The organism is Kitasatospora sp. NPDC004669 (genome assembly GCF_040609455.1).
Taxonomy (GTDB): domain Bacteria; phylum Actinomycetota; class Actinomycetes; order Streptomycetales; family Streptomycetaceae; genus Kitasatospora.
Window position 1 is genome coordinate 1 of record NZ_JBEXKB010000138.1, and the last position, 10,265, is coordinate 10,265.

The 10,265-nt window shown below is 71.4% G+C and carries 9 protein-coding genes; 3 read left to right on the forward strand and 6 right to left on the reverse strand.

Going from position 1 to position 10,265, the window contains the following annotated elements:
- Positions 1-78 precede the first annotated feature (78 nt).
- The 4 genes from ABZW30_RS45205 to ABZW30_RS45220 form a co-directional block, all read right to left on the reverse strand.
- Positions 79-1,734: an APC family permease gene (locus tag ABZW30_RS45205; RefSeq protein WP_355677170.1), complete on the reverse strand. Its 1,656-nt coding sequence runs from the start codon at positions 1,732-1,734 to the stop codon at positions 79-81.
- 904 nt (positions 1,735-2,638) lie between these two features.
- On the reverse strand, positions 2,639-3,247 hold the full coding sequence (locus tag ABZW30_RS45210) for a hypothetical protein (RefSeq protein WP_355677171.1): 609 nt from the start codon (positions 3,245-3,247) through the stop codon (positions 2,639-2,641).
- A gap of 543 nt (positions 3,248-3,790) precedes the next feature.
- Complete coding sequence (locus ABZW30_RS45215; RefSeq protein WP_355677172.1) at positions 3,791-4,162, reverse strand: hypothetical protein; 372 nt, start codon at positions 4,160-4,162, stop codon at positions 3,791-3,793.
- Between the two features lie 327 nt (positions 4,163-4,489).
- Positions 4,490-5,410, reverse strand: a complete 921-nt coding sequence (locus ABZW30_RS45220) for a serine/threonine dehydratase (protein WP_355677173.1) — start codon at positions 5,408-5,410, stop codon at positions 4,490-4,492.
- A 250-nt stretch (positions 5,411-5,660) separates the two neighbouring features.
- Here ABZW30_RS45220 and ABZW30_RS45225 point away from each other — a divergent pair, with 250 nt between their 5' ends.
- Positions 5,661-6,518, forward strand: coding sequence for a DMT family transporter (locus ABZW30_RS45225; RefSeq protein WP_355677174.1), 858 nt, complete (start codon positions 5,661-5,663; stop codon positions 6,516-6,518).
- 75 nt (positions 6,519-6,593) lie between these two features.
- Positions 6,594-6,848, forward strand: a complete 255-nt coding sequence (locus ABZW30_RS45230; protein ID WP_355677175.1) for a hypothetical protein — start codon at positions 6,594-6,596, stop codon at positions 6,846-6,848.
- Between the two features lie 27 nt (positions 6,849-6,875).
- On the opposite strand, the gene ABZW30_RS45235 is transcribed toward ABZW30_RS45230, so the two are convergent.
- Both ABZW30_RS45235 and ABZW30_RS45240 read right to left on the reverse strand, forming a co-directional pair.
- Positions 6,876-7,205: a hypothetical protein gene (locus ABZW30_RS45235; RefSeq protein ID WP_355677176.1), complete on the reverse strand. Its 330-nt coding sequence runs from the start codon at positions 7,203-7,205 to the stop codon at positions 6,876-6,878.
- Positions 7,202-7,513, reverse strand: a complete 312-nt coding sequence (locus ABZW30_RS45240) for an SAV_915 family protein (RefSeq protein WP_355677177.1) — start codon at positions 7,511-7,513, stop codon at positions 7,202-7,204. The genes ABZW30_RS45235 and ABZW30_RS45240 overlap by 4 nt, the downstream gene beginning before the upstream one ends.
- Positions 7,514-7,926: 413 nt before the next feature.
- On the opposite strand from ABZW30_RS45240, the gene ABZW30_RS45245 reads away from it, so the two are divergent.
- Complete coding sequence (locus tag ABZW30_RS45245) at positions 7,927-10,149, forward strand: NADP-dependent isocitrate dehydrogenase (protein WP_355677178.1); 2,223 nt, start codon at positions 7,927-7,929, stop codon at positions 10,147-10,149.
- Positions 10,150-10,265 lie beyond the last annotated feature (116 nt).

A 10,265-nucleotide genomic window follows, 5' to 3' on the forward strand; every position in this document is an offset into this window, starting at 1 on the left:
CTGCGACCGCCGGGCCCGTCCCGTTTCCGTCAGAGGTCCAGCTGCGACCGCCGGGCCCGTCCCGTCATCGGTGGGTGATCAGTGGCCGCCCGCGTCGACCACCTCGACGTCGGCGACCTCCCGCTCGATCTCCTCGGCCGGCAGGGCGACCCGGATCGCCCAGTAGTAGATACCGAGGGCGAAGACCGAGACGAGCGCCATGTCGTACCACATCGGGATCCGGCCGGTGCCGTCGCCGAAGCCGCCCTGCCAGGAGATCAGGCCGAGGCCCAGCAGGTAGACCGGCAGCCACTGGGCGGCCTTCCAGTTCAGCCGCGGCGCGTTCGGAAGGCCCTTCTTGATCGCGTACGCGGCGTAGCTGCCGAGCAGGGCGTAGCCGATCACGATGGCGATGCCCAGGCGGGACAGGGTCTGCCAGCCGGACCAGTAGATGATCAGGCTGGAGACCACGAAGGCGGCCGGGGAGATGACCCCGCCGAGCGGCAGCCGGTAGGAGCGCTCACGGTTCGGCAGGCGGCGGCGCAGCGCGCCGAAGGCGAGCGGGGCGCCGGCGTACATCAGCACGCTGGCGGAGGTGATGAAGCCGACCAGCTCCTGCCAGCTCGGGAACGGCAGGAAGCAGATCACGCCGGTCACGAAGGAGATGATCAGGCCGAACCACGGCACGCCGTTCTTGTCCAGCTGCTCGAACTTCTGCGGGGCGTAGCCGTTGCGGCTCAGGCCGTAGGAGATGCGCGAGGTGGAGGTGGTGTAGATCAGGCCGGTGCCGCCGGGGGAGATCACGGCGTCGACCTTCAGCACGTAGGACAGCCAGCCGAGGCCGACCAGGGTGGCCAGACCGGCGAAGGGGCCGTCGATCCCGGGGAAGTCGAGCTTGTCCCAGCCGTTGGCGAAGGCGCTGATCGGCAGGGCGCCGATGAAGACGACCTGCAGCAGGGTGTAGATCAGGGTGCCGATGGCGACGGAGCCGAGGACGGCGCGGGGGATGTCGCGCTTGGGGTTGCGGCTCTCACCGGCGATCTGGATGGCCTGCTCGAAGCCGAGCAGCGCGAAGATGATGCCGCTGGTGCTGATCGCGGCGAGCACGCCCTTGGCACCGAACGGGGCGAACCCGTGCGAGGTGAAGTTGGAGCCGTGGAAGCTGGTGATCGCCAGCAGGAAGATCGTCAGCAGCGGAACGAAGATCTTCAGCCAGGTGGCGACGCTGTTGGTCCGGGCGAGGACCTTCACGCCGAGGAAGTTGACCGCGACGAACACCGCCATCAGTACGGTCGCGACGATGAACCCGCTGGTGGTGAGGGTCTTGTCGGCGTTCAGCAGCCCGCTGGCCCAGGGCGTGTCCTTGGCGTAGTTGATCATGGCCTCGACCTCGATCGGTGCCACGGTGGCTGCTTGCAGCCAGGAGAACCAGCCGAAGGACATGCCGGCCAGGCCGCCGAAGGCGTAGTGCGGGTAGCGGGCGGTGCCGCCCGATACCGGGAAGAGCCCGCCGAGCTCGGCGTGCACGAGTGCGAGCAGCACGATCGCGACGGCGCCGATGCCCCAGGAGATGACTGCTGCCGGGCCGGCGGCGGTGACGGCGTTCTTCGCGCCGAAGAGCCATCCGGAGCCGATGATCGAGCCGACCGAGGCCCACATGAGGCCGATGAGGCCGACGTGGCGGTTGAGCGACCGGTGGGTGGTACCGGAGTCGGTGCTCTGGCCAGGCGGCGAGATCTGGTTGAGGGAAGCCATGGGCGATCTCTCTGTGTGTGGGGGCTCCGGCAATCGGAGCGCTGGAGAGTTGCCACACAGTAGGGCTATTCATAGACCTCTGCACAGATTTCATTACTGAATGTTTACTTTCTTTGCCGGATAACCCTGCAGGTAGGGGGTGGTGCAGTTTCCGGCGGATTACGTGACTCGCGGGTAGGTTCAGAATTTGAGCCTGAATTGAGCATCGGCTGGCGAGGGTGCATTATTGGCGGTCACGCGTTTCATAGGGATGGTGATCGCTGCATAGTGATGCGGTCGGCTCGGATCGATGACCGGTCGACGGTCCGCCTCGCCCGCTCCTGCGCCTCATCCGGTCGGGTCTCGTGGCGCGTGCTGCGGCGGCTGTACGTGCGTGCTGCGCGACGTCGACGTCGTCCGGCTGGTCGCGCCCGAGCCGGACGCCCCGCGCGGTGAGCCGGCCCGGATCGACGTGGCGCGGCGGCTGCCGTGCGGCTGGGGCATCGGCCGACAGGTCGGCATGCCAGGGCGCGCCGTGTGCGGACTCGCGGGAAGCGGACCCTGCGTGACGCGACGTCAATGTCGGTGCCATGAAAGAGGTCCCGTGCTCCGATCGATCGGAGCACGGGACCTCCGCACAGTCGTCACCGGACGTGCCGTGCGTCCAGCGGATTCAGCCGTTCGTCGGCGGGCAGTGGCAGTCGAGGACCGCCTGGATCCGCCGGGTGGCCGCTATGCGCGACCCCGGCCGACATCACCCGCGTGCAGGACGCGTAAACCTGTAGGAGAATAGCCATGTCGGTGCCCCGGCCCGATTTCGGCGGGCCGGGGCTCCAGTCATGCCGTTGGATCAGTTCCGGAAGTCCCGGTTGGGTTCAGCTCCGGAAGTCCCGGTCGGGTTGAGGTCCGGAAGTTCCGGTCGGGCTCAGTTCCGGAACTCCCCGCCGCCGTGGCCCTCGCCGTGGCCCTCGCCACGGCCCTCGCCGAAGCCCTCGCCGCCGTGGAAGCGGTGGACGACCCGGAAGCTGCCCACGACGCCGTCGTCGACCTCGATGCCCTCGTGCACGCGCTTCGGGTGAACACCGTCGCTGGAGCTGTGGGGCCCGACGGTGGCGATGGGGGCGCCGTTGTCGCAGACCGCGCCGCTGAAGACCTCGACCTCGCGCCAGCTGTCGTTGCGGATGTTCAGCGACTTGGCACCCAGGCCGCTGACCACAGTGATGCAGCCGAAGTCGTCGGCGGAGTACGACCGCTCGTTGACGTGGATCACGCCCCGCTCGCGGTGCTCGCGGTGCTCGCGGCGCTCGTGGCGCTCCTCGCGGCCCTCGTTGCCCTTGCCCTCGTTGCCCTTCCCGCCGCCGTCGAGCAGCGCCTGGGCGGGAACGGCCGCCGCGGGAGCAGCCGCCGGGGCCGCCTTCTGGACGACCGGCGCGGCCTTCGCCACCGGCTCGGATGCGGCCGACGCGTAGGTGATGCCGGTGACGGCCACGCCTGCCGTTGCCGCGAGGACAATGGCGGTGGTCATCTTGTTCATGGAACTTCTCCTGTCTCGACTGGATCGGCTTGGTGCCGACACATATGAACGTACTGGCCGCTTGAAGGACTGTCATATCAATCCGTGCCGAATGGTTGATGACGGGGGCCAAATGGGGGACGCGGGGCGCCCTGACCCTGTTTTCGGAGGTCGATATGGTCGGCTATCAGATTTCTCAAAGTGCCTGATTCAAGCGGGAGTTGACGGCTTGGATTGGGTCTTTCGGGTGGCGACTGACCCCTGCTCACCCTTTTGGCGCCCTCTGGCGTGCCTGCGGCGTTGGACCGGAATGACGGGGTGCCACATTGTCGGCCTCGCTGCCCGTGCCGAGGGCCCCTGATTCGGGCCGTGTGGCCTCGGGGCGCCTATCGGGTTCCGCGCTGACGAGGGGGGGCTCTCGACTTCTGCGTGATCCATCGAGTGAGAACTCTGATGATCTTTTTCCTCGCGCCTGTCAGGAAAAAAGGTCCCGCGCTCCGAGTGGTCGCAAGAGCGGGACCTCTTCGCTCGGTCATCATCAAATGTGGTGTGGGTGCGGTGAGTTCAGTCCTTCAGTGGCGGGAAGTGATGGCTGGGGACCGCCTGGATCCGCCGGGCGTCGGCGATCGGCTGAGCCCGCTGGTCGGCCGTCAGGCGCTCGCCCCTCTCGCCCTGGACCTCCCGGACGAAGCTGCCGAGCTGATGCCAGGCCTCCCCGGTGAAGCCGTCCCGCAAGGCGCGCTCGGCGATCTTGATTTTCACCGCCGGGGCGCGACCGGGCGTCCCGAGGCCGCGCAGCGGCGCCTCCAGGTCGTCGATCTGCTCCGCGGCGCCCTTCACGTGGACGGTGACCCGCGTGGTGGCGCCGGCGTCGGGGTCGGCGGCCGGCACGAGGTGGCTGCTGAGGGTGGCGCCGTCCGGACCGGTGGCGTCCACCGGCGCCGGGACGGATAGGACGGTCGGGGTCGGCGGCGGGGTATCGGTCTTGACGGTGGCGGTGCAGACGATGACGCGCGTGCCATCGGCCGGTCACGGTCACCGGCGTGCCGTTGTCCGTACCGGACAGGTCGACGAGGGTGCCGGAGGTGCCGGTCGTCGAGGTGGAGGCGGGGATGCTCCCGCCGGCCGCCGCGAGGTCGGCGGCGTTGCACCCGTTCCGTCCGGCCGGCGGCGCGGGGGCGGTCGGAGCGCTGTCGAGTGCCTCCTGCCCGCCACCCGGGCAGGACGATGATCCGTCAACTCGTGAACGGCGTGACGGCCCTGCTACTGCGCAAGGTCCGACGGATCCGTGTTGGCGCCGCACAGCAGGACGGCGATGCACTCGCCGTCCACCTGGTCCAGTGCCGCCAGGGCGGTGGCGGCGGCGTGCTCGACGGCGATCCGATGGCCGTCCCACAGCTGCCGCCGGGCCCGGACGATGGCGTCGTCGGACACCAGTACCGAGCGGACGCCCTCGTGCCCGGCGGCGTGCACGGCGAGGGCGGTGGCCCGGCGGGCGCCGAGCGCGTCCTGGGCCACCGATGCGACCGGGACGTCCACCGGACGGCCCGCCGCCAGCGCCGCGTTGAGGGCCCGACTGCCCCCCGGCTCCACCGCCACCACGCGGATGCCGTGCTCGCGGGCCGCGACCGCGACCCCGGCGAACAGCCCGCCGCCGCCCACCGACACCACCACCGTGTCCAGCTCGGGCACCCGGGCGCGGATCTCCTCCAGGACCGTCCCCGCCCCGGCCGCGATCAGCGGGTGGTCGTACGCGTGTGAAGCCAGCGCCCCGCTGTCCGCCGCGAACTCCTGGCAGGCCGCCAGCGCCTCCGCGTACTCCCGGCCGACCAGCCGTACCTCGGCACCGTACGAGCGCAGCCGCGCCAGCTTCACCGGCGAGGCCGTCTCCGGCAGGAACACCCTTGCCCGGACACCGAGTTCGCGTGCCGCCCAGGCGCAGGCCAGCCCGGCGTTGCCGCCCGAGGCGATGGTGACCCCGGCTCGCGGGAGGGCGCCCGCCTCGGCGTGGGCGAGCAGGAAGTTCTGCGCGCCACGTGCCTTGAAGCTGCCGGTGTGCTGCAGGAACTCCAGGGCCAGCCAGATCCGTCCGCCGTCGTCACCCGGCGCCACCGCGACCTGCCGAACCCGCCCGGCGATCCGCTGCCCGGCGGCCTTGACCTCGTCGTGCGTCAGCTGCTCCATCGCGCGTGCTCCTTCGCCCGGGGGTGTTCCCGCTCGACCGTAGTCGGCCCGGGCGGGCCGGAAAAGATCACCGACGGGCGGCGTAGGCTGGCCCTCGTGCGTCTCGTGATCCTCCCGCCGCCGGTCCGCTAGCGGGCGGCGTACTTCACCCGACCCGGCCGAGCGGGACTGCCCGCCGTTTCCGGGGCGATGGCTGCCGCCCGCGTACCCCGCGGACCTGAACCGGCGATCCATCGTGGAGTACCGACGCATGACCTCCTACGCCGCCGTGCCGTTCCGGCACGGCCTGTTGTCCATTTCCGCCGCCGCCGTCGCCTGGGGTGTGGGCGGAGCCGTGGCCGCGCTGCTGCTGCGCACCAGCGGACTCGGTCCGGTGGCCGTCTGCTGCTGGCGCTTCGGCGTCGCGGCGTTCTGCCTGGCGCTGCTGCCCTCCGGTGAGAGGGGCGGCGGCCGCCGTGGCGCCGCCGTACCGACCGGGCTCGGGCTGGCTGTCAGCCAGTGCGCGTACTTCGGCTCCGTGCAGTACGCGGGCCTGGGGCTGGGCACCCTGATCACCATCGGCGCCGGGCCGGTACTCACCAGCCTCGGCGGGCACCTGCTGCTGGGCGAGCGCCTCACCGGGCGGGCGGTGGCCGCCGTGGTGCCGGCGCTCGGCGGGCTGGCCCTGCTGGTGGCGGCACCGGCCGCCGGGCCGCGCCCGGCGCTGGGCGTCGCTCTGGCGGTGCTCGCGGGCGCCGGCCAGAGCGGGCTGACCCTGTGGGCCCGGGGCGGCGGCTCGGCCCGCGCCAGCACCGGAGCCTTCACCACCGGGCTGCTCTGCCTGCTGCCGTTCGCGGCCGTCCAGGGCGTGCTGCCGACCGCCGGGAACCCGGCGGTGACCGGGGGAGCGCTGCTGTTCCTCGGGACGGTGCCGACGCTGCTGGCCTACCGCTGGTATTTCCGCGGCCTGACGGCCGTGCCGGGCGCGACGGCATCGGTGCTGGTGCTGCTGGAGCCGGCGACGGCGGCGGTGATCGGGGTGCTGTTCCTCGGCGAGCCGTTCACCGCGGCCCTGGTGGCCGGTTCGGCGCTGCTGCTGGCCGCGATCGCGGCGCTGGCGCGGGCGTAGCGACCGAGGCGGCGGCGTGTACCCGGGCGGCGAGTCGTGGTCGCCGGGCGCACGCCGCCGTGCTGTCGTGGCCGCATGAACTCCTCACTCCTGGCCCGGGTGGCCGTCACGACCACGACCGCCGTCCTCCTCACCGCCGGCGCCACCGCCCCCGCCGCCTTCGCGGCGGCGAGCGGCAAGCGCGACGTCACCGCCGAGCAGTGCCGTGCCGCGGGAGGGCATGTCGAGGGCAGCGGCTACTGCGTCGACGCCGACGGTGAGGACGCCTGGGGCGACCCCGTCGACGGGCAGGCGGTCAATCCGGACCCGCGCCCCGGCCAGGAGGGCTGAGGGCGCGGGCCTCTTTGAAGCCGGTGCTCACGGCACCGGCCGCAGGGTCACCGGCTGCGGGGTCAGCGCCCGTAGCACCAGGTCGATCCGCACCTTGGCGGCGCCCGCCCGCTGGAGCGCGGCGGCGACCGCCCGTAACTCCTCCGGCCCGGTGCAGGCCAGGCGGAGCTCCAGGTCGGCGTCCCCGGCCAGGGCCAGGCCGCTCTGGACGGCGGGGAACTCCGCCGCCAGCCGGTCGAAGTCGAGCGGGACCGGCCCGTAGCTGACCCGGGCGATCGCGTGCAGGACCCGGGCCTGCGCGGGCCGTCCCGGTGCGGCCTCGGGGCCAGCCGGGACCAGATGGAGCGGGGCCGTCACCGGTGCTGCAGTTGTGCGGTCGGGGCCGGCGTGCGCGGCGCGGCGGGTACGGAGACGGGCGGGGCGACCAGCCGCGGGTCCAGGACCAGGGTGTCGACCCCGAGCGGGGCGGTGAGGTCGCGCAGGGCGGGCTCGCCGATCTCGGTGTAGGCCTGGTCGGGCCCCAGGAGGGCGGCGAGGGCCTCGGGGCTGGAGAATCCGACCGCACAGCGGCGGCCGTCGCGCAGGCGGAACAGACGGAGGGCGGTGGTGCTTCCGGTGCCGGTGGTGGTGGCGGTGACCGGAACGTGCCAGACGACGCGGGCCATGCGAATGCTCCCGAGTGGGGTGATGGTGCCTGCCGGAACTGCTTCCTCGACGCTAGGCCGGGTCGGGCGCGGCGTCGCCCGTCCTGACGCAGCGTTGACCGAATGGGGTGGTGCGTTGACGCACTCCTGACACCCGACTCACTCGATTGGACTACACCACTTTCGCGATCGCCCGAACACTGCCCGGGTGCGACCCGAACACCGCCCGACCGGCACCTGATCCGGACGGCCCGGGAGCGCTCCGCTTGCCTCCCGTCCCGCCGCGGACCACGGTGGATACGGCCGCAGTCGCGACCGTCGGAGCACCCCCCGGATCCGACCGGCGCGCACTCCGGGGCGGGGGGAGGTGGAGCGAGGGGCCCGGGACGAGATATCTTGACGTCAAGACGTTGGAGACGTGAAGCGGAGTACCGATGACTGACTCGACCATCATCTATACGCACACCGACGAGGCTCCGGCCCTGGCGACCTACTCGTTCCTGCCGGTGGTCCAGGCGTACGCCTCGACGGCGGGTGTGCGGGTGGAGACCCGCGACATCTCCCTGGCCGGGCGCATCATCGCCAGCTTCCCGGAGCGTCTGACCGAGGCGCAGCGGATCGGCGACGCCCTGGCCGAGCTGGGCGAGCTCGCCAAGACCCCGGACGCCAACATCATCAAGCTGCCGAACATCTCGGCCTCCGTGCCGCAGCTGAAGGCCGCCATCGCCGAGCTGCAGGCCCAGGGCTACGCCCTGCCGGACTACCCGGACGACCCGCAGACCGACGAGGGCAAGGACGTCCGCGCCCGCTACGACAAGGTCAAGGGCAGCGCCGTCAACCCGGTCCTGCGCGAGGGCAACTCGGACCGCCGCGCCCCGCTGTCGGTCAAGAACTACGCCAAGACCCACCCGCACCGCATGGGCGCCTGGTCGGCCGACTCCAAGACCAATGTCGCCACCATGGGCGAGAACGACTTCGCGAGCACCGAGAAGTCCGCCGTGATCGCCGCCGACGGTGCCCTGCGCATCGAGCTGCTCGGCCAGGACGGCACCACCACCGTGCTGCGGGAGAAGGTCCCGGTGCTGGCCGGCGAGGTCGTCGACGCCTCGGTGATGCGCGCCGCCGCCCTGAACGAGTTCCTGGCCGCCCAGGTCGCCCGCGCCAAGGCCGAGGGCGTGCTGTTCTCGGTGCACCTCAAGGCCACCATGATGAAGGTCTCCGACCCGATCATCTTCGGCCACGTGGTCCGCGCCTTCTTCCCGAAGACCTTCGCCAAGTACGGCGAGGTGCTGGTCGCCGCCGGTCTGAACCCGAACAACGGCCTCGGGGGCATCCTGGCCGGCCTCGACAACGTGCCGCACCTGGGTGCCGAGATCAAGGCCTCCTTCGAGGCCGAGCTGGCCGAGGGCCCGGCCCTGGCCATGGTCGACTCGGACAAGGGCATCACCAACCTGCACGTGCCGAGCGACGTCATCGTCGACGCCTCGATGCCGGCCATGATCCGCACCTCCGGCCACATGTGGGGCCCGGACGGCCAGGAGGCCGACACCCTCGCCGTGCTGCCGGACCACAGCTACGCCGGCGTGTACCAGGCCGTCATCGACGACTGCCGCGCCCACGGCGCCCTGGACCCGGCCACCATCGGCTCGGTGCCGAACGTCGGCCTGATGGCCCAGGCTGCCGAGGAGTACGGCTCCCACGACAAGACCTTCGAGATCGCGGCCGCCGGCACGGTCCGCCTGGTCGACGCCGAGGGCAACGTGGTGCTGGAGCAGGCCGTCCAGCCGGGCGACATCTTCCGCGCCTGCCAGACCAAGGACGCGCCGATCCAGGACTGGGTCAAGCTGGCCGTCACCCGCGCCCGCGCCACCGGCGACCCGGCCGTGTTCTGGCTGGACGAGAACCGCGCCCACGACGCCGTGCTGATCGAGAAGGTCAAGACCTACCTGCCGCAGCACGACACCACCGGCCTGCAGATCGAGATCAAGTCCCCGGTCGAGGCCACCGGGTTCTCGCTGGAGCGCATCCGCCGCGGCGAGAACACCATCTCGGTGACCGGCAACGTGCTGCGTGACTACCTGACCGACCTGTTCCCGATCCTGGAGCTGGGCACCAGCGCCAAGATGCTGTCGGTCGTCCCGCTGATGGCGGGCGGCGGCCTGTTCGAGACCGGCGCCGGCGGCTCCGCCCCGAAGCACGTCCAGCAGCTGGTCAAGGAGAACTACCTGCGTTGGGACAGCCTGGGCGAGTTCTTCGCGCTGGCCGCCAGCTTCGAGCACCTGGCCTCCAGCACGGACAACGCCCGCGCCCAGGTGCTGGCCGACACCCTGGACCGCGCCACCGGCACCTTCCTCAACGAGGACAAGTCGCCGAGCCGTCGTCTCGGCGGCATCGACAACCGCGGCAGCCACTTCTACCTGGCCATGTACTGGGCCCAGGAGCTGGCCAAGCAGACCGCCGACGCCGAGCTGGCCAAGGCGTTCGACGGTCTGGCCAAGGCACTGACCGAGCAGGAGCAGGCGATCGTGGACGAGCTGATCGCCGTCCAGGGCTCGGCGGTCGACCTCGGCGGCTACTACCAGCCGGACCCGGCCAAGGCCGCGGCCGTGATGCGCCCGTCCAAGACCTTCAACGAGGCGCTCGCCAACCTCGCCTGACCTCAGGCGAGTCGAAGCACCGAGACTGGGCCAGGGGGTGAGGAGCAGGTGGTCGTATCGCATTTCGCCCTGGGTGTGTGGCTCAACAACCAGAAGGCAAGGCGGGCGAAGCTGAC

What these genes read in the sequence shown, in the direction of transcription:
- ABZW30_RS45225 (WP_355677174.1), top strand. Translation starts at nt 5,661, where the DNA reads ATGACCTCCTACGCCGCCGTGCCGTTCCGGCACGGCCTGTTGTCCATT.
- ABZW30_RS45230 (WP_355677175.1), top strand. Translation starts at nt 6,594, where the DNA reads ATGAACTCCTCACTCCTGGCCCGGGTGGCCGTCACGACCACGACCGCC.
- ABZW30_RS45245 (WP_355677178.1), top strand. Translation starts at nt 7,927, where the DNA reads ATGACTGACTCGACCATCATCTATACGCACACCGACGAGGCTCCGGCC.
- ABZW30_RS45210 (WP_355677171.1), bottom strand. Translation starts at nt 3,247, where the DNA reads ATGAACAAGATGACCACCGCCATTGTCCTCGCGGCAACGGCAGGCGTG.
- ABZW30_RS45205 (WP_355677170.1), bottom strand. Translation starts at nt 1,734, where the DNA reads ATGGCTTCCCTCAACCAGATCTCGCCGCCTGGCCAGAGCACCGACTCC.
- ABZW30_RS45240 (WP_355677177.1), bottom strand. Translation starts at nt 7,513, where the DNA reads ATGGCCCGCGTCGTCTGGCACGTTCCGGTCACCGCCACCACCACCGGC.
- ABZW30_RS45220 (WP_355677173.1), bottom strand. Translation starts at nt 5,410, where the DNA reads ATGGAGCAGCTGACGCACGACGAGGTCAAGGCCGCCGGGCAGCGGATC.